The following is a 22566-nucleotide window of genomic DNA, read 5'->3' as shown; positions in this document are numbered from 1 at the left end:
CCCCAGAAAGGAACGCGATGCCCTCCGCGAGATCCGGCGCCGCGCCCGACCCGATCGCCGGCGCCCTGGCCGCCGACCGGCTCGGCGCGCCCTCGGTCGTCTACTTCGTCCTGTCGGCCGCCGCGCCGCTCACCGTCGTCGCCGGTGTGATCACCACCGGCTACGCCGTCACCGGCATCACCGGGCTGCCGATCGCGTTCCTGGTCGTGGGCGCGGTGCTGGCGGTGTTCGCGGTCGGGTACGTCGCCATGGCCCGCCACATGGCCAACGCCGGCGCGTTCTACACCTACATCAGCCGGGGGCTCGGCCGTCCGGCGGGCATCGCGGCGGCCTGGGTGGCGCTGATCGCCTACAACGCCCTCCAGGTCGGCCTGTACGGCGCCTTCGGCGCGGCCGCCACCCCGCTGCTGGAACGCTGGTTCGGCGGCGCGCCGCCCTGGTGGGCCATCTCGCTGGTCGCCTGGGCGCTGGTGGGCGTGCTCGGGCTGATGCGGGTGGACGTCAACGGGCGGCTGCTGGCCGTCCTGCTCACCGCCGAGGTGGCGGTCATCCTGCTGTTCGACCTGGCGGACCTGGTCAACCCGGCGCGGTCGGGGTTCTCGGCCGAGACGTTGTCGCCTGCGGCGCTGTTCGTGCCGGGGGTGGGGGCGCTGCTGGTCATCGCGACGCTCGGGTTCGTCGGGTTCGAGTCCTCGGTGGTGTTCTCGGAGGAGAGCCGGGATCCGCGGCGGACCGTGCCGCTGGCCACGTACGCGTCGGTGGCGATCATCGCGGGGCTGTACGCGCTGTCGTCGTGGGCGATGACGGTCGCCACGGGACCGGCCGACATCGTGGCCGCCGCCCGCCGCGACCAGGCCGAGACGATCTTCGTCATCGCGAACCAGCACCTCGGCGGCGCGGTCGTGGACATCGCCCGGGTGCTCTTCGTCACCAGCGTGTTCGCCGCCATGATCTCCTTCCACAACACCACCGCCCGGTACTTCTTCGCGCTCGGCCGCGAGCGGGTGCTGCCCGCCTTCTTCGGCCGCACCCGGCCGCGCAGCGGCGCGCCCCGGTCGGGCTCGATCGCGCAGACCGTGCTCGGGCTGGTCGTCATCGTGGTCTACGCCGTCCTGGGGCTCGACCCGCTGGTGCAGCTCTTCTTCTACGGCGGCTCGTTCGGCGGGTTCGGGGTGCTGCTGCTGGTGTTCGTGACCTCGATCGCGATCGTCGCCTTCTTCGCCCGGCAGCCGAGCGGCGAGAGCCTCGCGCGGCGGTTCCTGGCCCCGGTGCCCGCCGCGCTGGCGCTGGCGGTGATGGTGTGGCTGGCGCTGGACAACTTCGCGACGCTGCTCGGGGTGCCCGAGGGCGATCCGCTGGCCTGGATCCTGCCGGTCGTGTACGCGGCGGCCGCCCTGTTCGGCGTGGGCTGGGCGCTGGTCCTGCGCGCGGGACAGCCGAGCGTGTACTCGCTGGTGGGCATGGGCGCCAAGGCCGCCGCCACGCCGGAGGCCGTCCGTTGAGGCGCGCCCAGGACGTGGCGGCGCACGACGTCCGCCGGGCGACGCCCGAGGACGCCGGCGCGGTCGCCGAGCTGATCGCGACCGCGTTCGCGCGGCTGCCCGCCGTGTCGTACCTGGTGCCCGAGCCGGCCGGGCGGCACGAGATCATGGTGGCCGACTTCCTGATCCTCGTCTCGCACGCCATCGAGCACGGCGAGGTGGACCTGCTCGACGAGGGCCGCGCGGTCGCGGTCTGGCTGCGGCACACCGCCGACGCGCCGCTGCCCGAGCCGCCCGACTACGACCGCCGCCTGGCCGCCGCCACCGGCAGGTGGGCCGACCGCTTCCGGGTGCTGGACGAGCTGTTCGAACGGCACCACCCGGAGCCGCCGTACCACCACCTGGCGTTCCTGGCCGTGCACCCGGACCACCAGGGCCGGGGCCTCGGATCGGCGCTGCTGCGCCGCCACCACGCCCTGCTGGACGGCGCGCCCGCCTACCTGGAGGCCAGCAGCGCCCGCAGCCGCGACCTGTACGCCAGGCACGGCTACCACGCCGAGGAGCCGTTCGCGCTGCCCGACGGCGCCCTGTTCTGGCCCATGTGGCGGCCCGGCCTCACTGGGTGACGCAGGGCCCCTCGCAGACGTCGGCGACCACGCCGGTCTTGAGGAACACCGACTTCTGCAGCTGGGCGGCCGGGGTCCTGCGCGGCTTCTCGTGCGGGTCCTCGCCCTGCGTGGGCGGGGTGTTGGTGAGCGGCGGCGCGGGGGCGCCGCTGTCCCACATCACCAGGGCCGAGCCGGGATGGGCCCGGCCGCGGATGCCGAGGATGCCCCAGAACGGCACGGCGTCCGGGCTGCGTCCCGGGGCGAGGGCCGGGGTCAGCAGCCGGGCGCCGACGGTCCGGGCCTCGACCTCGGCGGTGACCGTGGCCACCTGGTGGTCGCCGAAGGCCACGTGCATGAGCACCCGGTGCCGGGGCGTCCCCGGGTAGGGGCGGTCGGTCAGGTGGGCGGCGTAGCCGTCGGCCTCGCCGCGGTCCCACGACATCTGCATGAGCGCCAGGACGATCTGCTGGTCCAGCTTGTCGGGGTAGGCCCGGTCGAAGGCGGCCTGGAAGGGGGCGGCGTCGGCGCTGCGGTTGAACAGGGTGCTGTAGTTCATGCCGGTCACGCCGAGCACGCCGCGCTCGATGTCCTTCGACAGCGCGACCAGCGCGCCGCCCAGGATGCCGCCCTGGCTGTTGCCGTCGTACACCAGGCCGTGGCGCAGGTCGATCAGCGGGCGGCCGCGGGCGGTGCGGAAGGCGGGGTGCGCGGCGAAGCCGTCGGGGGCTGTCATGGCGCGGCCCAGGAACATGAAGTCGAGGAACCCCTGCAACGTGCGGTCCGGGATCGTGCCGAACCGGGAGATGTCGGTGAAGACGGAGACGACGTTCGGGATGTCCTCGTCGGCCATGCCGATCCACTTGGTGGCGCAGAAGAGGAAGCCGTGCTCCTGCGCCATGGTCTTCACGTTCGACGCGCCCACCTCGGAGTGCCTGCCGAGCAGGCCGTGGCCGTACAGGGAGGGCCGGGCGGGGCGGTCGAAGGCGACGCGGGGGATCTCGCAGCGGAAGGGCGCCACCTGCTCGTTGCCGGGCAGGCGGGCCGGCAGGCCGTCGGGGCCGCGGTTGAGCGCCGACCCGGGCGGGCCGCCGGGCCGGTCGAGGTAGCTCGGCACCCGGAAGGTGCCCTCGACCCGGCGGGCGATCTGGGCGTCCTGCTCGGGGGTGAGGTCGGTGACCGAGGTGACCTCGAAGGCGGGCGCGCGGCCGCGCAGCGTGCGCAGGGCGTCGTCGCGCATGGCCAGCGCGGGACCGGCCAGGCCGCGCGCGCTGGCGACGGTGAAGTCCCAGGCCAGGTAGAGGCCGCGGGTGCCGACGCCGGCGCGGCGCAGCGCGGACAGCGCGGGCTGGAGGCGGCGCTGGCGGTCGTGCAGCTCGTGGTCCGGCGGCAGGGGCGGCCCGGCGACCGCGGCGAAGGCGGGGCTCGGCGGGATCGGGGCGCCGGCGGCGTCGCGAAGGTCGCGCAGGGCGACGGCGTACCGGTGGCCCTCGCTCAGGTTGCGGGCCGGGCGGACGATCAGGGCCTGGCGGCCGGCTGGCGCGTTCGCGTCGAGCTCGGCCCAGTACGGCCACCGCTCCCCGGTCACGGTGTCCAGCAGCACGACGGGCGCGTCCCGGTCCAGCGACCTGCCGATGTCGGTGATCGGCGCGGCGCCCGTCCTGGCCAGGTCGAGGCCCGGCACCCTGGCCAGCAGCATCGAGCCCGGCGAGAAGCCGTCGTTCCTGTTCCACTCGGCGGGCTCGATCGGCACGCCGGCGACCGAGACCGGCATGGATTCGGCCGCGAAGGCCACCCGGCGGCCCGTGTCGGTGCCCCGGTCGGCGACGGTGAACCAGTCGTTCGGGAACGGCAGCAGGCAGGCCGCCGGGTCGATCGGGTCGCAGCCGGACGGTTGCGGGACCGCCGAGGCCGGTGACGCCGGCGGGGCCGCGAGCGTCGCGCAGGCCAGGGCGAGGGCGGTGAGGAGACGGGGAAGCACGCGCACGGGCACCTCGGGGGCTGATCGAGGCCGGGGGTTCGGGCCATGGTGGATCGCGCCGGGGCCGCCGTCAATCGGCTTCACGGAATGCCGCCCAGATTTGTGAGGCGTCACAGATTTGACCGTCCGGATTTACCGCCCTGTCCAGTTCACAGAAGGACGAGCAGGGCTCATCGTCATGTCTGCGAATTCAAACGACCTCGAACGACGCGAGCCACGTGGAGTGATGATGCGCCGTCGTACGTTCATCAGGACCGTCTCCGCGGCGGTCGCGTTCTCCGGGGCGATGTGGCACGACGCCGTCGCCTCCGCGGCGGGCGCGGGCGTGAGCCCGTACGGGCCGCTCGGCGCCCCGGACGCCAACGGCATGGCGCTGCCCGCCGGTTTCACCAGCCGGGTGGTGGCCAGGTCGGGCCGGGTCGTCGGCGGCACGCTGTGGCACCCCGCTCCTGACGGCGGCGCGTGCTTCGCCGACGGCTCCGGCTGGATCTACGTGTCCAACTCCGAGGTGCCGCTCGTGGGCGGGGCCTCGGCGATCAGGTTCAGGGCCGACGGCTCGATCGACCGGGCGTACCGGATCCTGAGCGGCACGAACCTCAACTGCGCGGGCGGCGCGACCCCGTGGGGCACCTGGCTGTCGTGCGAGGAGATCTTCCGCGGCAAGGTCTACGAGACCGACCCGTACGGCAACCGCTCCGCCCAGCAGCGTCCCGCGATGGGCAAGTTCAAGCACGAGGCCGCGGCCTGCGACCCCGACCACAAGGTCGTCTACCTGACCGAGGACGAGGGCGACGGCTGCTTCTACCGGTTCACCCCCACCACCTGGGGCGACCTGTCCAGCGGCCGGCTCGACGTGCTCTGCGGACTCGGCGGCGACGACGTCGAGTGGCGGCCCGTGCCCGACGCGACGCCCGGCGTCTTCGACACCCAGACCAGGCACCAGGTCTCGGCGGCCCGCCACTTCAGCGGCGGCGAGGGCTGCCACTACGCCGCCGGGATCTGCTACTTCACCGCCAAGGGCGACCGCAAGGTCTGGGCCTACGACACCGCCAGGCAGACGGTCACCGCGATCTACGAGGGCGGCGGCACCCTCGACGGCGTCGACAACATCACCGGCCGCCCGTCCGGCGACCTGTACGTGGCCGAGGACGGCGGCAACATGGAGATCAACATCATCACCCCCGACGGCGTGGTCGCCCCCGTCATGCGCCTGGACGGCCAGGCCAAGTCGGAGATCACCGGCCCCGCGTTCTCCCCCGACGGCACCCGGCTCTACTTCTCCTCCCAGCGCGGCACCAGCGGCGAGACCGCCGGGACCGGGGGGATCACGTACGAGGTGACCGGGCCCTTCCGCCGCTGACCAGCACGGCTTCACCCCACCCGAGCCGCTGACCGGCCCGCCCTCCCTCACCGGGACCGCTGACCGGCACGGCCATCGCACCCCCCACCTCCGCCGAAGGAGTCCTCCATGGTCCGACGGTTGCTCGTCCTGCTCTCCGCGACCGCCCTGGCGCTCGGCGTCGCGCCGCCCGCACACGCCGCCCAGGGCGAGGTGTACGTGGCGCTCGGCGACTCCGCCGCGTCGGGTCCCCTGGTGCCCAACCAGGTCGTGCCCGACCTCGGGTGCTGGCGTTCCGACCACAACTACGCCCACCTGACCGCCCAGGCCATCGGCGCCGCCACCTTCAGGGACGTCACCTGCTCCGGCGCCAAGACCCGCGACATGTACAACTCCCAGAGCACCGACCTCGGCAGCGTAGCGCCCCAGCTCGACGCGCTCAGCTCGGACACCACCCTGGTCACGGTGCAGATCGGCGCCAACGACGTCGGCCTGACCGGCTTCATCGAGGACTGCCTCAACCTGCTGCCCCCGCCCGTCGGCGACGCCTGCAACGACGACTACGTCGTCGACGGCCAGGACTCCTGGCGGGTCAAGACCGACGCGCTGCGGCCCAAGCTGACCACGCTGGTGACCGACATCCGCGCCCGCGCCCCGCGCGCCCGGATCTTCATGGTCGGCTACGCCACCTACGCGCCGCCGAACGGCTGCTACCCGACCGTCCCGATCATCAAGGCCGACGCCAACTACATCCGCGCCACGCTCCAGTACTTCAACCGGATGCTGGCCGAGCAGGCCGCCGCCGCGGGCGTGTCGTTCGTCGACCTGCAGACGCCGAGCGTGGGCCACGACCCGTGCAAGGCCCCCGGCGTGCGCTGGATCGAGCCGTACGTGCCGGCCTCGCCCGCCGCCCCGTTCCACCCCAACGGCCTCGGGATGCGGAACTTCGCCACCGTGGTGACCGCCGCGGTGTCAGCGGTCTGACCGCTTGAGATCACGGGAGCCGTCCCTGCCGGGGGCGGCTCCCGTTCACTTGCGGTGCCGGCGTCTGGCGGCGAGCGCGGCGCCGATGCGTTGCAGGTGGGCCGGGTCCACGGGGTCGAGGCCGGTCAGGCTGACGGCCCTGCGCAGGCGGTAGTCGACCGTGTTGGGGTGCACGTGCAGCAGCTCGGCCGTACGGCGGCGGTCGAGGCCGGTGTCCAGGTAGACCGTGAGCGTCCTGAGCAGGTCGGGGTTGTCGAGCAGCGGGTCGAGCAGCCCGGCGAGCACGGCGGTGGCCTGGGTCGGCCGGGTGAGCTGGTACTCCAGCAGCACGTCGGCCAGCCGGTAGGCGCCCGGCGGCTGCTCGAAGACCCGCACCACCTCCAGGACCTCCTCGGCCAGCTTGACCGCCTCCGGCACGCCGGGCGGCGCGGCGATCTCGGCCGCCGCCCACACCGGCACGCCGGCCGCCTTGGCCATCGCGACGGCCGTCTCGCCGACCTCGTACCAGTCGGGGTCCTCGCCGGTGATCGGCACGAACACCAGGCCGCCCGTGGTGTCCAGCACCGACAGCACCGGCTCGGCCGCGCCCCGCTGGAGCGCCGTCCTGATCCGGTGGAGCTTGCGGCGGCCCGCGATCGACCCGCCCGGCTCGTCGCTCTCCTCGTCGGGATGCCGGCCGACGGCCAGCGCCAGCACCAGGTAGCGCGGGGCCAGCCGCACCCCGGCCAGGGCCGCCCGGTCGCCGCCGAGCAGCGCGGACACGGCGGCGTGCAGCGCGTGCTGCTCGTGGCTGAGCATCCCCTCGCGCTCCTCCAGGTACGCGGTGCACACGGCGGCCGTCACCGACTCCGTGTAGAGGAGGATGAGGCGGTTGGCCGTCAGCACGTCCTCGAAGTCGGCGGGCGTGGCCGCGGCGAACAGGTGCTCCCACACCTTGCGCGCGCCCAGGTGGTAGGCGGCCAGCAGGGCCTCCAGCGGCACGCCCTCCTGGGCCCGGCGGGCCGCCGACGAGCGCAGCGGGGCCAGCTCGGCCCTGGTGGGCGGGCGGCGGTCGCGGAACATGCGGGCGATCAGCCGCAGGTTGTGCTCGGTGATGACGGTGATCTCGCCGTCGAGCTCCTCCTTCGGCAGCCGCCGGTAGAGGGGGATCTCCTCGGCGAAGCCGCGGACGAGCTGCCTGGCCAGCTTGGCGGTCTGGCGTTCGAGCAACTCGTGCGCGGCGCACCCGGCCAGGGTGAGGGCAGGGACCACGTTCGAAACCCTCCCAGAACATGAGCCGTCAGTGAAGGGCGGCCGACAGCCCCGGTCCGGGCCGGGGCGTGAAAGTTTCAGCGTCTTCCAGCACCGATGGCGGGCATCCGTTGACGGGGCGGCAGTGGGCAAGGAGGATCGGGAGCGCTCCATTGGGAGCGCTCCCAACCCCCCGAAGGACCTCCATGACCCGATGCCGGGCCGCGCTGCTGGCCCTCCTCACCATGGTCGCCCTGTCCCCCGCCGCGTCCGCCCGCGCCGCCGACGAGGGACCCGAGCAGATCGTGAACGGCACCTTCGACGCCGGCACCGCCCCCTGGTGGAGCACCGGCAACACCACCCTGACGATCGACGCCGGCAGGCTGTGCGCCGACGTCCCCGGCGGCACCGCCAACCCCTGGGACGTCATCATCGGCCAGGACGGCGTCCCGCTGGTCGCCGGCGACACCTACGCCTACAGGTTCTCGGCCTCCGCCACCCCCGCCAAGGTCGGCAAGGCCCTGATCCAGCTCCCCGTGGACCCGTGGACGCAGTACCTGTCGGCCGCCCCGGAGCTGAGCGTCTCGGGGAACGACTACTCCTACACCTTCACCGCCCCGGTCTCGCTGCCGAACGCCCAGGTGGCGTTCCAGCTGGGCGGCAGCGCCGAGCCCTGGAGGTTCTGCATGGACGACGTGTCGCTGAAGGGCGGCGCCGAACCCGAGGTCTACGAGCCGGACACGGGCCCGCGCGTCCGGGTGAACATGGTCGGCTACCTGCCCTCGGGCCCGAAGAAGGCCACCCTGGTCACCGACGCCACCACGCCCCTGGACTGGGAGCTGCGCAACGCGGCACACGAAACGGTCGCGAACGGACGTACCGCCCCCAAGGGCCTGGACGCCAGCTCGGGCCAGAACGTGCACACCATCGACTTCAGCGCCTACGCCAAGCCCGGCGAGGGCTACACGCTGACCGCCGACGGCGAGACCAGCAGGCCGTTCGACATCGACGCCGACGTGTACGACTCCCTCCCCACGGACGCGCTGAAGTTCTACTACACCCAGCGCAGCGGCATCGAGATCCTCGACAGCCTGCGCCCCGGCTACGGACGCCCGGCCGGCCACGCGGGCACGTCCCCCAACCAGGGCGACACGGCCGTGCCCTGCCAGGCGGGCGGCTGTGACTACACCCTGAACGTCAAGGGCGGCTGGTACGACGCCGGCGACCACGGGAAGTACGTGGTCAACGGCGGCATCGCGGTCCACCAGCTCATGGCGGCCTACGAACGCGACCGGGCCGCCTTCACCGACGGCCAGCTCGAGATCCCCGAGAGCGGCAACGGCGTCCCGGACGTGCTGGACGAGGCCCGCTGGGAGCAGGAGTTCATCCTGAGCATGCAGGTGCCGGACGGCAAGCCGTACGCGGGGATGGCCCACCACAAGGTGCACGACCAGAACTGGACCGGCCTGCCGCTGCTGCCGCACCTCGACCCGCAGAAGCGCGAGCTGCACCCGCCGTCCACAGCCGCGACGCTCAATCTGGCCGCGACGGCGGCGCAGGCGGCCCGGCTGTTCGCGCCCTACGACCCGGCGTTCTCGGCCAGGAACCTCAAGGCGGCGCGCAAGGCGTGGGCGGCGGCGAAGGCGAACCCGGCCCGGTACGCCGACCCCGCCGACGGCGTGGGCGGCGGCGCCTACGACGACGCGGACGTGACCGACGAGTTCTACTGGGCGGCGGCCGAGCTCTACCTGACGACGGGCGAGAAGGAGTTCGCGGACTTCGTGCTGGCCTCGCCGCACCACACCGGCGACATCTGGCGCGAGCGCGGCTTCGACTGGGGCAACACCGCCCAGCTCGGCCGGCTGGGCCTGGCGACCGTGCCCAACGCGCTGCCGGGCCGGGACAAGGTGCGGCAGTCGGTCGTCGAGGGGGCGGACAAGTACCTGGCGGTGCAGCGGGCGCACCCGTACGGGCTGCCGTACGCGCCGGCGGACTTCGACTGGGGCTCCAACAACCTGGTACTCAACAACCTGGTCGTCCTGGCCACCGCCTACGACCTGACCGGCGAGGAGAAGTACCGGGCCGCCGTCCGGGAGGGCATGGACTACCTGCTCGGCCGCAACGCGCTCAACATCTCCTACGTCACCGGCTACGGCGAGGTCTCCGCCCAGAACCAGCACAGCCGCTGGTACGCCCACCAGCTCGACCACGCGCTGCCCCGCCCGCCGCGCGGCTCGCTGGCCGGCGGCCCCAACTCGGCCATCCAGGACCCGGTCGCCCAGCGGCTGCTGCGCGGCTGCAAGCCCCAGTTCTGCTACGTCGACGACATCGAGTCCTGGTCCACCAACGAGCTGACCATCAACTGGAACTCGCCGCTGGCGTGGGTCTCGGCGTTCCTGGCGGACAAGGGCGAGCAGGCCGCCTGCCGGGTGCGCTACTCGGCGCACGGCTCGTGGCCCGGCGGCTTCACCAGCCAGATCGTGATCGAGAACACCGGCAAGGAGAGCGTGAACGGCTGGACCCTGAGCTGGTCGTTCCCCGGCGGCCAGCGGATCAAGGAAGGCTGGGGGGCCGAGCTCGTCCAGTCCGGAGCGGTGGTGACGGCGCGGAACCTCGGCTACAACGGCCGGATCAGGCCCGGCGGGTCCGTGACGTTCGGTTTCGTCGGCACGCACGCCTCGGGGCCCAATCCCGCCCCGGAGGTCTTCCGCCTCGACGGCGACCGCTGCCGGTGACGCGCGACGCGGGCGGCCCTTGCGGGGGTCCGCCCGCGTTGCCCACACTCCGTTGAACGGAATACTGTCTCCCCCATGCCCAGGGGAACCTCAGAAGTCAGCGAGCCGATGTACTTCGTGCTCGCCGCGCTGCGCGCCGGCCCGCTGCACGGCCACGCGATCAGCAAGTCGGTCAAGGAGCTGTCCGGCGGCCGGGTGCAGCCCTCCGTCGGCACGCTCTACGGCATCCTGGAACGCCTCAACGAGCGGGGCGTCATCACCGTCGACCGTGAGGAGACGGTCAACGGGCGCAACCGGCGCTACTTCCGGATCACCGACGAGGGCCGGGCGCTGGTGGAGGCGGAGGCGAGACGCATGCAGGCGGCCGCCTCGCTCGTCCTGCGGCCGTCGGCCGGATGACGGCCGTCGGGTCCGCGCGAGCCGCGTCCGCGCTCGAACGGCGTTACCGCAGGCTCCTGCTCGCCTATCCCAGGACGTACCGCGCGGCCCATGGTGACGAGCTGCTCGACGTGCTGCTCGAATCGGCCGAGCCGGGGCGGCGCGTCCCGGTGCCGCGCGAGGCGTGGGGGCTGCTCAGGGGCGGGGTGCGCAGCCGGATCGTCCACCTGGCGACCGGCAGCCCGTGGGCGGACGGCGTGCACCTCGCCGTCACCGCCGTCGCGGCGGCGAACCTGGCCGCGCTGCTGCCCTACGCCGGCACGCTGCCGCTCTGGACGCTGCTGTCGGCGCTCACGCTGCTGGCGACCGCTCGCGGGTGGCTGCGCACGGCGGCGGCGCTGACCCTGCTCACCGGGGCCAAGGCGGTGGCGCTGGCCGGCGGGTGGTGGCAGCCGTTCGACACGACGCTGTTACCGGTCTATCCGACGTTCCTCCAGGTCCGGCCGTTGTTCATGGACAGCGACCCCTACCTGGTGGCGGGCACCTACGCGGTGGCGTTGACCGGCCTGCTCGTGCTGCGGCGGGCGCCGCGCACGAGGTCGTGGTGGTGGTGGGCGGCGGCCGTGGCGGCGGCGTGGGCCGGCCCCGAGTGGATGGAGGACTCCACGTCGTTCCCGCTCAGCCTGAGCAGGCTGGTCGTGGAGGCGGTGGCGTTCGGGCTGGCGGCGGGGAGCGCCTACCTGGCCCGCGACCACCGGTGGACGCTGGCGGCGGCGATCTACCTGGCGACGACGTCGGGCGAGCTGGTGCTGCACTCCGAGGCCCTGACCCGGCAGCACCTGGCCTACTGGGGGGTGCTCGCGCTGCTGATCATGGGGGCCGCCTTCGCGCCCTTCCGTCAGCGGCGGCACTGCCTGGATTGACCATACTTCGTGGAACGGAGTATGGTCTCCGCCATGCTCAAGAGATCCCGCCTGGCCATCGCCATGTCGCTCTCGGCGGCCGTGCTCTGCGGCTGCGGGGGCGCCGCCGAGCCGACCGGCGGCGCCGAGACCGCCCAGCCGTCGCGGGCCGCCGCCGCCAAGGACAAGAAGCACCAGTTCGAGGCGGCCAAGGCCGACTGCATGAAGCAGAAGGGCTTCAAATACGTGCCGTACGTGAAGCCCGAGGACAAGAGCGAGGACACGCGTAAGCGCAACTCCGGCGACTACCAGGCGATGCGGAAATATCGCGCTAAATACGGATTCGGCAGGTTCGCCATCCACGTCTACCCCACGGAGGGACCGGACGCCCAGGCCGAGATGGACCCCAACGTAAAGATCCAGGAGGACCTCTCCCCCGCCCAGAACGACGCCTACAACAAGGCCATCAACGTCTGCATGGTCACGGCCGGCAAGCAGGCCCTCGGCCTCACCCTGAAGTCGCGCATGGACTATTACAACCAGCTGGGCCTCGCCCGCAAACGGGCGAAGGCCGCCGAGCTCGACGGCGACCCCCGACTGGTGGAGCTGACCGGTCCCATGGCCACCTGCCTCAAGGGCAAGGGCTACTCGGTCACCGACACCAAGCCGACGGCCATGAACCTGCGCGGCGACGAGGAGTTCGGACGGCAGCAGGACAAGCTGGGCCGCGCACAGCAGAAGAACCTTCCCGACGACGAGAAGAGAACGTCGGGGTCGTTCATCATGCCGGAGCTCACCCCCGAGGCGGCCAAGCCGTACCTCGCCAAGGAGATCAAGGCCGCGCTCGACGACCTGGAGTGCGGCAAGGACTTCTACGCGACGTACGTGCCGAAGGAGGCGGCGCTCGAACAGAAGATCAACGACCAGTTCGCCTTCTGACAAGCCCATGAGATCCCCACGCAGGCTCCTCGCCGTCGTGATCGCCGGCGTCCTGATCGTCGCCGGCGCCGGATGGGTGGTGGGCACCCGGCTGCGCTCCCCCGCCGATGAGGCGGCCAGGCGCGCCGCGCCCAAGCCCTCCCTCGTGACCGCCGCCGTCGAGCGCCGCAGGCTCGTCAGCACCCTCGTGGTCAACGGCACCCTCGAATACGGCTCGCCGCTGCCGGTCGGCCTGGCCGGGGCCGTCGGCGGCGCGTCCGAGCTGCAGCGGGCCACCAGGGCGCCGCGTCCCGGCCGGATCGCCGAGGGCGGGGTGCTGATGGAGGTCAACGGCCGGCCGGTGTTCGTCCTGCGCGGCTCGGTGCCGATGCACCGCACGATCACCCCGGGCAGCGAGGGCGACGACGTCGCCCAGGTGCAGCGGGCGCTGCGCAGGCTGGGGCACCGCGCGCCGGCCACCGGCGTCTTCGACCCGGCCACGGTCGCCGCGCTCACCCGGCTCTACGCGGCCAAGGGATACCAGGCCCAGCGGCCCGCCCTCGCCGACCGGCAGACCTACGAGACCCTGCGCAAGGCCGTACGGACCGCCAAGGAGACCCTGGCGGCCGAGAAACAGGCGCTCGACCGGGGACGTGACGTGCTCCCGCTCAAGCTCAGGCTGAAGAACGCCAGGACCGGGCTCACGGCGGCCCGCCGCGCCCTGGCCGAGGCCCGGTCCGAGGAGCTGCCGCCGGCCGACGAGGCCCGGCTGTCGGCCGCCGACTCGGCGGTGCGGGCGGCCGAGGAGCGGCTGCTGGAGGCCGAGCAGGCCCTGGAAGCCGCCCGCACCCGGCCCACGACCGCGCCCACGAGCGCACCAACGGCGGCCGCCACCGGCACCCCCGCGCCCACCGGCACGGCCGCTCTCCAGCCCACGGCCTCGCCCGCCGACACGCGGCTGCTGGAGCTGCGGGTGGCCAACGCCCGCGCCGACCTGTCGGCCGCCCAGGAGGCCCGCGACCTGATCGTCAAGGAGGCCGGGCAGACCCGCGCGGCCCGGATCGAGCAGCTGCGCGCGGCCGTGCGCACCGCCCAGGAGACGCTGGCGACCGCCGAGCAGGCGCTGCGCCAGGCCAGGCAGCTCTCCCCCGCCCGGCTCAAGGTGACCGGCGCGCGGGCGGACGTGGCGGCGGCCGAGGAGATGCTGGCCGAGTACTCCCGCACGTACGGGGTCTCGATCCCGCCCGGCGAGGTGGTGTTCCTGCCGAAGCTGCCGGCCCGCGTTCGCAAGGTGTCGGTCAAGGCGGGGCAGCGCGTCGAGGGCGAGGTCGCCACCGTGACGAGCTCGTCGTTCGCGGTCACGGCGTCGGTCGAGGCGGCGGAGTCGGAGCTGCTGCGCGCGGGCATGCCGGCGACGGTCGAGCTGGACACCGGCCGGTCGTACCCGGCCCGGCTGACCGCCGTGGGCGACAAGGCGAAGGTGCCGGGCTCCGCGGCGGTCGAAGGCGGGGGACAGCCCGTCCTGATCACGCCGGGCCCGGCCAAGGGGCTCAAGGCCGGGACCGCGGTGACGGCGCGGATCACCGTGGGGGCGACGAAGGACCCGGTCCTCGTGGTGCCCGTGGCGGCCGTGATCACCTCGGCCGACGGCCGGGCCCGCGTACGCGTCGAGTACGCCGCCGACCGCACCAGGGACGTCGAGGTCCGCACGGGCCTGTCCGCCGACGGGAACGTCGAGGTCACCGGCGCGCTCAAGGAGGGCGACCGGGTGGTGGTCGGCGATGCCTGAGCGGGGGGCCGAGCCGGTCATCGAGCTGACGGGGGTGTGCCGGCGGTACGCCGCGCAGCCGCCGGTCCGCGCGCTGGACGCCGTCTCGCTGCGGGTGGGCCGCGGCGACCACGTGGCCGTCATGGGGCCGTCCGGCTCCGGCAAGTCCACGCTGCTCAACGTGCTGGGCCTGCTCGACCGGCCCGACTCCGGCAGCTACCGCCTCGACGGCGCCGAGACCACCACGCTCCCCGACGGCGTCAGGACCAGGTTGCGCGGCGAGCGGATCGGCTTCGTCTTCCAGTCCTTCCACCTGCTCGCCCACCGCACCGTGGTGGAGAACGTGATGCTCGCCGAGCTCTACACCCGGCGGCCGCGCAAGGGCAGGCGGGAGCGGGCCCTGGCGGCGCTCGACCGCGTCGGCCTCGGACACCGTACGGCGTTCGCGCCCGGCCGGCTGTCCGGGGGCGAACGTCAGCGCACGGCCATCGCCAGGGCCCTCATGGGCTCCCCGTCGCTGCTGCTGTGCGACGAGCCGACCGGCAACCTCGACAGCCGCAACACCGAGGCGGTGCTCGACCTGTTCGACGAGCTGCGGCGGCAGGGCCTGACCATCGTCGTCATCACGCACGAGCAGGAGGTCGGCGCGCGCGCCGAGCGGCGGGTGCGGATCACCGACGGCGTCCTGGTGGAGGAGTGATGGACCTGCGCGACCTGGCCGGCGAGGCCGTCGCCGGCCTGCTGGCCCGGCCGCTGCGCACGGCGCTCACCACGCTCGGCACCGTGCTCGGCATCACCACCCTCGTCGTGACGCTCGGCGTGGCCGCCACCGCGGGCAACCAGGTCGTGGGCCACTTCGACGCGCTGGTGGCCACGGCCATCACCGTCGAGGTGCCCGCCTCGCCGAAGGCGCCCCTGGTGACCTGGGACGCCGTCGACCGGCTGACCAGGCTGCGCGGCGTGGAGTCGGCCGCCGCGCTGTCGGAGAGCGAGGACACCGCCAACCTGTCCGTGCGCTCCAACGACATCGTCGATCCGGCGCGCATCACCACGCAGTCGCTGCCGGTGGTCGCCGCGACCACCGGCCTTCCCGGGGCCCTGCGCGGCACGATGCTGCACGGCAGGTTCTACGACGCCGGGCACGTCCGGCGCGGCGACCGGGTGGCCGTGCTCGGCGACCAGGCCGCCCGGCTGCTCGGGATCACCCGGCTCGACGGGGCACCCGCGGTCTTCATCGGCAGACACGCGTACACGGTGATCGGCGTGCTCGGCGGGCTGCGCCGGGAGCGCGACCTGGGCGCGGCCGTGTTCGTGCCGCCGACCGCCGGGGCCCGGTTCGGGCTGCGGACGGTCACCAGAGTGCTGGTCAACACCGGCCTGGGCGCCACCGCGCTGGTCGCGGGCCAGACGCCGGTCGCGCTCAGCCCCGGCAACGAGGACCTGCTCCAGGTTGTCGCGCCGGCCGGCCCCACCCGGGCCCGCGACGCCGCCCAGGACGACGTCAACGCGCTGTTCCTGATCCTCGGCCTGGTCTCGCTCGTCGTGGGCGCGGTCGGCATCGCCAACGTCACGCTCGTCACGGTGATGGAACGGGTGCCCGAGATCGGGCTGCGGCGGGCGCTCGGCGCGGCGCGGCGGCACGTGGCCGCCCAGTTCCTGCTGGAGTCGACGCTGGTCGGGCTGGCCGGCGGCGTGATCGGCACGAGCCTCGGCGTGGTCGCCGTCGTAGCCGTCTCGGCCGCCAGGGAGTGGACGCCGCTCCTCGACGCGCGGCTGGCGCTGGCCGCGCCGGTGGCCGGGGCGGTGGTGGGGTTGCTGGCCGGGCTCTATCCGGCGCTGCGGGCGGCGAAGATGCAGCCGGTGGACTCTCTGCGATAGCGGTCCCGCCACTTATGATGTGCCCGACATATGGCGAAAAAAGCCCAGCGGATGCTGCTCAGAGCGGTCAGACCGCTGCTCGTCAAGGCAGCGGTCCTGTCCGGGCTGCGCGGACGCGAGCGGACCCTCCTCCTGCTCAACCGCGCCCTGGTCTACCTCGCGCTGACCGCCGTGGTCGGCGCCGTCTACTTCGGGGTCGGCGCGCTCGACGGCCTGTTCGGCTCGTGGTCCGACCTGATCGCGGCGCTGGCCGCGGGCGCGCTGTTCCAGCCCGTACGGCTGCGCCTGCAGAACGCGGCGGACCGGCTGTTCCGGTGGGAGCGCGACCCGTACCGGCTGGCCGACCGGGTGAGCCGGAGCGTGCAGGAGGCCAGGGGGCCGGCCGAGGCCCTGGCGTCGGCGGCCCACGCCGTCCGGCTGGCCCTGGGGGCGACCGGCGTCGCGGTGGAGGTCGTCCTGCCCGGCGGACGGGTGCGCAGCGTCATCGCCGGGGAGATGGGCCCGGCCCCCTCGGTCGAACGCCTGGTCTGGCACGGCAAGTCGATGGGCTGGTTGTCGGTCAGCGGCGAGCCGCGCGACCGGGCGCTGCTGGACATGCTGGCCAGGCAGCTCGCCGAGGTCGCCCACGCCGTACGGCTCAGCGCCGACCTGCAGCGCTCGCGCGAACGCATGCTGGTCACCCGCGAGGAGGAACGCCGCGAACTCCGCCGCAACCTGCACGACGGCCTCGGACCGGCGCTGACGAACCTGGCGATGAGCGTCGACCAGGCCCGGCTCAGCCTGGCCAGCGACCCCGGCTCGGTCGAGCCCCTGCTCAGCACGGCACGCAGGCAGATGACCGAGGCCATCGTGGACGTCCGCGACCTGGTGTACGGCCTGCGTCCGCCCGCGCTCGACGGCGCCGGACTGGACGAGCTCGGCCTGGAGGGCGCCTTACGGCTGCTCGCCGACGCGCCCGGCCCGAGGGTGGACGTGGTGGTCTCGGGCTCGCTGGCCGACCTGCCGGCCGCGGTGGAGGTGGCGGCGTACAAGATCGCACATGAGGCGGTGGCGAACGTGCGCCGGCACGCCCGCGCCACCACCGCCCTGATCAGGGTGGAGCGGCGCGCCGGGCTCCGGCTGACGGTGTCCGACGACGGGATCGGGCTGCCCGAGCAGCGCCGCCAGGGGGCCGCCCTGATGCGCGGGCGGGCCGAGGAGGTGGGCGGCGTGTGCCGGCTGGACGTGCGCCCCGGCGGCGGCACCGAGGTCGTCGCGGAACTGCCGGTCAAGGAGCCACGATGACCCCTGCCGACCACGACGACCCCGGTCCCGGCGCGGACGGCCCCGGCGCGAACGGGCCCGGCGCGAACGGGCCCGGCGCGAACGGGCCCGGCGCGAACGGGCCCGGCGCGAACGGGCCCGGCCGCGCGCGGGTGTGGCGGCGGCGGCTCGTGCTGGCGGTCGTGTGGACGGCGGCCGTGGCCTCGCTCGCGGCCGTGGTGACGGCGGCGGTGCTGGCGGCGCAGCTCGGCGGGCTGGCCGATACGCAGGGGCTCGACCCGATCGGGCTGATGTTCCCGCTCGCCGGCGCGTTCCTGATCAGCAGGCGGCCCCGGCTGCTGATCCCGTGGCTCATGTGGGCGACGGGCGTGGTCTGGTCGGCGTACTCGCTGCTGTTCGCGCTGACCGGCTGGATGTACTTCCACGCGCCCGGCCCGCTCCTGCCCTACGTCGCCTGGCCGGCCATCTGGCTGTGGCTGCTGCCGGTGCCCGCGTTCACGGGCATCATGCCGCTGCTCTTCCCGGACGGGCGGCTGCCGTCGCGGCGCTGGCGGCCGGTGCTCTACGGCAATCTGGTGCTCATGGCCGGGCACTCGCTGCTGCTCGGCCTGTCCCCCGACCCGTCGTTCGAGCTCGGGGTGCCGGTGGGCAACCCGTTCGGGGTGGCGGCGCTGGGCAGGGTCCCCGAGGTCGTGGAGTCGTGGATCGGGCCCCCGATGATCCTGCTGTGCCTGCTCGGCGTGGTCTCGCTGGGCTTCAGGTACCGGGCGGCGACGCCCGAGGTGCGCCGCCAGATCATCTGGTACTTCTACGCCATGGTGATCTTCGTCGGCTACTGGATCGCCAGCGCGGGCAACCAGGACACCTTCATCATCGCCGTACGGGTCTTCCTGGCCGCGGGCATCCCCATCGCGATCATCGCCGCCGTGCTGCGCCACCAGCTCTACGGCATCCGGCTCATCCTCAACCGCACGCTGGTGTACGGCACGCTCGCGGTCGGGGCCGGCCTCACGTACTCGGCGCTCATCTGGACGTCCAACAGCCTGGCCGACGGCTACGGCGCGGCGGCCGGGCTCGCCTCCGCGATGGTCACCGGCGCGGCCTTCCATCCCGTGCGCCTGCGCCTCCAGCGCTCGGTGGACCGGCTGTTCAACGTGGAACGCGACCCGTACCGGGCGGCCGATCTGCTCAGCCGTACCGTGCAGGGGGCCGGTGACCCGGCGGGGGCGCTGGCCGAGGCGATCTCCGTCGTGCGCACGTCCCTGGTCGCCCGCGGGGTGGGCGTGGAGGTGCCGGGCGAGCCCGCGCTGTCGTTCGTGGACGGCGAGCTGGGCGCCCGGCCTCGGTCCGTCGAGCTGACCTGGCACGGCGAGCCGGTCGGGCGGCTGCGGATCGCCGGGGCGCGGCCGGGCCGCGAGCCGCTGGACGTCATGGCCAAGCACCTGGCCGAGCTGGCGCACGCCGTACGGCTGAGCACCGACCTGCGCGACTCCCACGAGCGGATCAGCGCCACCCGCGACGAGGAGCGGCGCCGGCTGGGCAGGGAGCTGCACGACGGGCTCGGCCCCACTCTGACCAGCGTGACGATGACCCTGGACGAGGCGCGGCGGCGGCTGGAGCGCGACCCCGAGTCGGTGGAGGAGCTGCTGGTCCGGGTGCGCGAGGAGATGACCAGCACGCTGATGTCGGTGCGCGAGCTGGTGGACGGCCTGCGCCCGCCGGTGCTGGACGAGCTGGGCCTGGCCGGCGCCCTGCGCGCCTTCGGCCAGGCCCCGGGCCCCCGGGTCGAGGTCACCGTGCCGCCGGCCGCCGACGGGTCCGAAGGGCTGCCCGCCGGGTCCGACGGGGTCCTCGAAGGGTTGCCGGCGGCGGTCGAGACGGCCGCGTACCGGATCGTGCAGGAGGCGCTGACGAACGTGCGCCGCCACGCCCAGGCCACGTCGGCGCTGGTCACGTTGCGGCGGGAGGCCGGGGAACTGCGGGTGTCGGTCGCCGACGACGGCACCGGCCTGCCCGGCGAGCCGTCGCCGGGCGTGGGGCTGACGTCGATGCGCGAGCGGGCGGCCGAGATCGGCGGCACCTGCGCGATCGGCCCCCGGGCGGGCGGCGGCACCGAGGTGACCGCCGTCCTGCCGCTCACGCCGCAGGCCTAGGAGGTCAGCCGCGGACGCAGCGCGAGCAGCGCGCCGAGGGTGGCGTACCCCACGACCAGGTGGATGCCGCCGATCCAGTTCGAGATCGACTCGCCGAACACGATGTACGCCGGCACCGTCACCACGGCCCAGCTCTCGGCGACGAGCGGCCACCACCGCAGCGCCCCGCGCCAGCGCCCGGCGAAGGCGATCTTGATGCCGATGGCCATCATGCCCAGCATGGACACCGGCCAGAACACGTCGAGCACCTGCATCACCGGCCCGTCCTGGAGGTCGTCGGGCAGGACGCCGTGCAGCAGGGACCAGACACTGGCCACCCCGAGCAGCACCAGCTCGACCTTGAGCATCATCCTGGCGAAGCCGGACGTGCCCGTCGCGCGGGTCGGGATCTGCACGGCGAGCAGGGCGAAGAGGCCGAGCTGGAAGAGCAGGCCGGTCAGGTCGCCGACGCGCTCGCCGAACCCCTGGGCCTGCGTGCCGTAGACGAAGATGCTAGCGGTCCAGGCGAGCGTGCCGGCGCTCAGCGCGAGACCGAGCCTGCGGACGGCGGCCGGGGCCAGGGCGGCGTCTGCGGTCGGGGGCGGGCCGGCGGGCACGTCGGTGCGGGCCCTGGCCGGGGTGGTGGTGATCTTGCCGTCCACGGGAGGTCCTCTCTCCTTGCGGGGATGTCGTGCCTCCAGGTTTCCGGCGGGCCGCCCCGGGCCGGCAGAGCCACCGGTCCCGCCTCTGACGGGACCCCTGTCCCGGGACACCAGGACACGGCGTCGGGTGTAATACGTCCCGTGACACAAACCGGACCTTCCGCCCCTCTGGCGGCAGCGACGTCCCCCGCCGCCGCGGCGCGCGGGTGGTGGGCCGTCGGGGTCGCCGTGGCCGGGGCCGGGATCGCGGTCGCCACGGTGGCGCTGGACGTGGCCGCCTCGGACGTGCGGTTGCCGCCCACGTCCGAGCTGGAGCCCGGGTGGCCGGCCGCGCTGACCGGGCTGGCGCAGCTCATCCCCGGCGCGCTGCTGCTGCGCCGGCTGCCGCGGCATCCGGTGGCCTGGGTCCTGGCGGTGTTCGGGCTGCTGTGGCTGCTGGACGGGCTGACGGGGAGCTGGGCGACGTACGCCGCCTACGTCTCACCCGGCCTGCCGGGGGCCGCGGCGGCGTACTGGTCCTACTCGCGGTTCGGGGCGTCGCTGCTGCTCGGGCTGCCGCTGCTGATCCTGCTGTTCCCGGACGGCCGGCTGCCGCCGGGGCGGGTGTGGCGCGCGTTGTCGGTGACGAGCCTCGTGCTGACCGGGCTGCTCACGGCCCTGCTGGTGACCGCGCCGACGGCGGTGATGGAGCGTTACCACGACCGGGTGATGCCGCCGGAGATCGCGCGGCTCGGCCTCGACTTCCTGTCCGTGGACCTGCCGTACGGGTTCTGGGAGCCGGCGCTGGCGCTGGCGTACGCGTCCGTCCTGGTGAGCCTGGTGGTGCCGTTCGCGTCGATGGTGCGCAGGTACGTGGTCGCCGACGCCGAGCGGCGGGCCCAGATCCGCTGGTTGATGTGGGCCGCGCTGGTCGACATGATCGTGCTCCTGCTGCCGCTGTCGTTGTCCCCGCAGATCCCGGCGGCGCTGCTGACGCTGGCCATCGCGTTCACCGCCGCGGCCGTGGTGGTGGCGGTGACCAAGTACCGCCTGTACGACATCGACCGGCTGCTGTCGGCCACCGTGGCCTACGGCCTGCTCGCCGCGCTCGTGGTGGTCATGGACGTGGTGGTGTTCACGCTCGTGGGCAGCGTCCTCGGGGAACGGGACTCGGCCCTGGCCGCCATCGCGATCGTCGCCGTCCTGTACGCCCCGCTGCGCACCTGGCTCTGGCGGGCGGTGCGCCGGCTGGTGCGCGGCTCCAGGGATGACCCGTACGCCGCGGTCTCGACGCTGGCCGAGCGGCTGGAGCTGGCCACGGACCCGGACGAGCAGCTGCTGGCGGTGGCCACGACGCTGGCGGAGGCGTTCCGGCTGGCCTACGTGCGGGTGGAGATCGAGCGGCCGGGCGGCGAACGTTCCGTGGTGGAGCACGGGTCGCCGCGCGGGCCGTCGGTGTCGTTGCCCGTGGCCTACCGGGGCGAGACCGTGGGGCGGCTGGTGTTGTGCCGTACCGATCTGACCGAGCGGGACCAGCGGCTGCTCGGCGACCTCGTCCGCCAGGCCGCCGCCGCGGCGCGGGCCGTCGAGCTGAGCACCGACCTGCAGCGCATCCGCGCCCGGCTGGTGCTGGCCCGCGAGGAGGAGCGCCGCAGGCTCCGGCGCGACCTGCACGACGGGCTCGGCCCGAGCCTGGGCGCGGTGGCGCTGCGCATCGAGGCGGCCCGCAACCTGGCCGCCGGCGCGCCCGAGCAGGCCGACCGCATCCTGGAGCAGACGGCCGCCGAGGTCGGCGGGGTGCTGGCGGACGTGCGCAGGCTGGTCCACGACCTGCGCCCGCCCGCGCTCGACGAGCTGGGCCTGCTGCGCGCGATCGAGCAGCAGGCCGGCCGGTTCCGCACGGCCGCCCTGGACGTCCGCGTCACCGGCGACGGCCCGCCGGAAGCGCCGGGAGCGCCGGGGACGCTGGGGGCGCTGGGGCCGCTGCCCGCGGCGGTGGAGGTGGCGGCCTACCGTATCGTGTCCGAAGCGCTGGCCAACGTGGCCAGGCACGCGGGCGCGGCACGCTGCGACATCACGCTCACCGCGCGGGAGGGGGCGCTTGAGGTGTCGGTACGCGACGACGGCTCGGGCATCGGCCCCGACGTGGCGGCGGGCGTGGGCATGCTCTCGCTGCGCGAGCGCGCGGCCGAGCTGGGCGGCGACTGCCGGGTGAGCTGCCCGCCCGGCGGCGGCACCCTGGTCCTGGCCCGCCTGCCGCTGCGGGTGGAGGCCGCCGATGTCTAGCCGGGAGCCGATGTCCAGCCGGGAGCCGACGCGGGTGGAGGCGGC

At 74.0% G+C, this 22566-nt stretch carries 17 protein-coding genes; 14 read left to right on the top strand and 3 right to left on the bottom strand.

What is annotated here, in order from left to right; all coding sequences use genetic code 11:
* Positions 1-17: 17 nt before the first annotated feature.
* A complete protein-coding gene (locus AB0J76_RS06230; protein ID WP_352320632.1) occupies positions 18-1502 on the top strand; it encodes an APC family permease in 1485 nt (494 codons plus the stop codon).
* Positions 1499-2107 carry a GNAT family N-acetyltransferase gene (locus AB0J76_RS06225; protein WP_352320633.1) on the top strand — a complete coding sequence of 203 codons (609 nt, stop codon included), beginning with the start codon at positions 1499-1501 and terminating at the stop codon, positions 2105-2107. The genes AB0J76_RS06230 and AB0J76_RS06225 overlap by 4 nt, the downstream gene beginning before the upstream one ends.
* On the opposite strand, the gene AB0J76_RS06220 is transcribed toward AB0J76_RS06225, so the two are convergent.
* Complete coding sequence (locus AB0J76_RS06220; RefSeq protein ID WP_352320635.1) at positions 2097-4067, bottom strand: hypothetical protein; 1971 nt, start codon at positions 4065-4067, stop codon at positions 2097-2099. The genes AB0J76_RS06225 and AB0J76_RS06220 overlap by 11 nt on opposite strands.
* 229 nt (positions 4068-4296) lie before the next feature.
* On the opposite strand from AB0J76_RS06220, the gene AB0J76_RS06215 reads away from it, so the two are divergent.
* Both AB0J76_RS06215 and AB0J76_RS06210 read left to right on the top strand, forming a co-directional pair.
* Complete coding sequence (locus AB0J76_RS06215; RefSeq protein WP_352320724.1) at positions 4297-5427, top strand: alkaline phosphatase PhoX; 1131 nt, start codon at positions 4297-4299, stop codon at positions 5425-5427.
* Between the two features lie 108 nt (positions 5428-5535).
* Complete coding sequence (locus AB0J76_RS06210) at positions 5536-6390, top strand: SGNH/GDSL hydrolase family protein (RefSeq protein WP_352320637.1); 855 nt, start codon at positions 5536-5538, stop codon at positions 6388-6390.
* Between the two features lie 45 nt (positions 6391-6435).
* Here AB0J76_RS06210 and AB0J76_RS06205 read toward each other — a convergent pair whose 3' ends face one another.
* A complete protein-coding gene (locus AB0J76_RS06205; protein ID WP_352320639.1) occupies positions 6436-7641 on the bottom strand; it encodes a helix-turn-helix domain-containing protein in 1206 nt (401 codons plus the stop codon).
* Positions 7642-7826: 185 nt separating this feature from the next.
* Here AB0J76_RS06205 and AB0J76_RS06200 point away from each other — a divergent pair, with 185 nt between their 5' ends.
* The 9 genes from AB0J76_RS06200 to AB0J76_RS06160 all read left to right on the top strand — a co-directional run bounded on the left by AB0J76_RS06200 (position 7827) and on the right by AB0J76_RS06160 (position 19615).
* Entirely contained in the window at positions 7827-10355 is a 2529-nt protein-coding gene (locus AB0J76_RS06200; protein ID WP_352320641.1) for a glycoside hydrolase family 9 protein, read from the top strand.
* Between the two features lie 75 nt (positions 10356-10430).
* Positions 10431-10754: a PadR family transcriptional regulator gene (locus AB0J76_RS06195; protein ID WP_352320643.1), complete on the top strand. Its 324-nt coding sequence runs from the start codon at positions 10431-10433 to the stop codon at positions 10752-10754.
* A complete protein-coding gene (locus tag AB0J76_RS06190) occupies positions 10751-11656 on the top strand; it encodes a hypothetical protein (protein WP_352320644.1) in 906 nt (301 codons plus the stop codon). Before AB0J76_RS06195 ends, AB0J76_RS06190 begins: the two co-directional genes overlap by 4 nt.
* A gap of 33 nt (positions 11657-11689) precedes the next feature.
* Positions 11690-12574 carry a hypothetical protein gene (locus tag AB0J76_RS06185; protein ID WP_352320645.1) on the top strand — a complete coding sequence of 295 codons (885 nt, stop codon included), beginning with the start codon at positions 11690-11692 and terminating at the stop codon, positions 12572-12574.
* A 7-nt stretch (positions 12575-12581) separates the two neighbouring features.
* Positions 12582-14342 carry a peptidoglycan-binding protein gene (locus AB0J76_RS06180; protein ID WP_352320647.1) on the top strand — a complete coding sequence of 587 codons (1761 nt, stop codon included), beginning with the start codon at positions 12582-12584 and terminating at the stop codon, positions 14340-14342.
* Positions 14335-15021, top strand: a complete 687-nt coding sequence (locus AB0J76_RS06175) for an ABC transporter ATP-binding protein (RefSeq protein WP_352320649.1) — start codon at positions 14335-14337, stop codon at positions 15019-15021. Before AB0J76_RS06180 ends, AB0J76_RS06175 begins: the two co-directional genes overlap by 8 nt.
* Entirely contained in the window at positions 15021-16199 is a 1179-nt protein-coding gene (locus AB0J76_RS06170) for an ABC transporter permease (RefSeq protein ID WP_352320651.1), read from the top strand. The genes AB0J76_RS06175 and AB0J76_RS06170 overlap by 1 nt, the downstream gene beginning before the upstream one ends.
* 30 nt (positions 16200-16229) lie before the next feature.
* Positions 16230-17483 carry a histidine kinase gene (locus tag AB0J76_RS06165; RefSeq protein WP_352320652.1) on the top strand — a complete coding sequence of 418 codons (1254 nt, stop codon included), beginning with the start codon at positions 16230-16232 and terminating at the stop codon, positions 17481-17483.
* A complete protein-coding gene (locus tag AB0J76_RS06160; protein ID WP_364388925.1) occupies positions 17480-19615 on the top strand; it encodes a sensor histidine kinase in 2136 nt (711 codons plus the stop codon). The genes AB0J76_RS06165 and AB0J76_RS06160 overlap by 4 nt, the downstream gene beginning before the upstream one ends.
* Here AB0J76_RS06160 and AB0J76_RS06155 read toward each other — a convergent pair.
* Positions 19612-20256 carry a hypothetical protein gene (locus AB0J76_RS06155; RefSeq protein WP_352320656.1) on the bottom strand — a complete coding sequence of 215 codons (645 nt, stop codon included), beginning with the start codon at positions 20254-20256 and terminating at the stop codon, positions 19612-19614. The genes AB0J76_RS06160 and AB0J76_RS06155 overlap by 4 nt on opposite strands.
* Before the next feature lie 141 nt (positions 20257-20397).
* On the opposite strand from AB0J76_RS06155, the gene AB0J76_RS06150 reads away from it, so the two are divergent.
* Positions 20398-22521 (top strand): sensor histidine kinase, encoded by a 2124-nt coding sequence (locus tag AB0J76_RS06150; RefSeq protein ID WP_352320658.1) that lies wholly within the window; start codon positions 20398-20400, stop codon positions 22519-22521.
* Positions 22522-22566 lie beyond the last annotated feature (45 nt).

Origin of the sequence: Nonomuraea sp. NPDC049624, from assembly GCF_040675255.1 — a bacterium.
Lineage (GTDB): Bacteria > Actinomycetota > Actinomycetes > Streptosporangiales > Streptosporangiaceae > Nonomuraea.
Note: the sequence above shows the minus strand (reverse complement) of the source record. Positions and strands in the feature narration are given on the sequence as shown.

Bases quoted from the DNA above. Each gene is read 5' to 3' on its own strand.
- AB0J76_RS06215 (WP_352320724.1), top strand. From the start codon at position 4,297: ATGCGCCGTCGTACGTTCATCAGGACCGTCTCCGCGGCGGTCGCGTTC.
- AB0J76_RS06175 (WP_352320649.1), top strand. From the start codon at position 14,335: ATGCCTGAGCGGGGGGCCGAGCCGGTCATCGAGCTGACGGGGGTGTGC.
- AB0J76_RS06165 (WP_352320652.1), top strand. From the start codon at position 16,230: ATGGCGAAAAAAGCCCAGCGGATGCTGCTCAGAGCGGTCAGACCGCTG.
- AB0J76_RS06230 (WP_352320632.1), top strand. From the start codon at position 18: ATGCCCTCCGCGAGATCCGGCGCCGCGCCCGACCCGATCGCCGGCGCC.
- AB0J76_RS06185 (WP_352320645.1), top strand. From the start codon at position 11,690: ATGCTCAAGAGATCCCGCCTGGCCATCGCCATGTCGCTCTCGGCGGCC.
- AB0J76_RS06210 (WP_352320637.1), top strand. From the start codon at position 5,536: ATGGTCCGACGGTTGCTCGTCCTGCTCTCCGCGACCGCCCTGGCGCTC.
- AB0J76_RS06190 (WP_352320644.1), top strand. From the start codon at position 10,751: ATGACGGCCGTCGGGTCCGCGCGAGCCGCGTCCGCGCTCGAACGGCGT.
- AB0J76_RS06170 (WP_352320651.1), top strand. From the start codon at position 15,021: ATGGACCTGCGCGACCTGGCCGGCGAGGCCGTCGCCGGCCTGCTGGCC.
- AB0J76_RS06160 (WP_364388925.1), top strand. From the start codon at position 17,480: ATGACCCCTGCCGACCACGACGACCCCGGTCCCGGCGCGGACGGCCCC.
- AB0J76_RS06195 (WP_352320643.1), top strand. From the start codon at position 10,431: ATGCCCAGGGGAACCTCAGAAGTCAGCGAGCCGATGTACTTCGTGCTC.
- AB0J76_RS06180 (WP_352320647.1), top strand. From the start codon at position 12,582: ATGAGATCCCCACGCAGGCTCCTCGCCGTCGTGATCGCCGGCGTCCTG.
- AB0J76_RS06200 (WP_352320641.1), top strand. From the start codon at position 7,827: ATGACCCGATGCCGGGCCGCGCTGCTGGCCCTCCTCACCATGGTCGCC.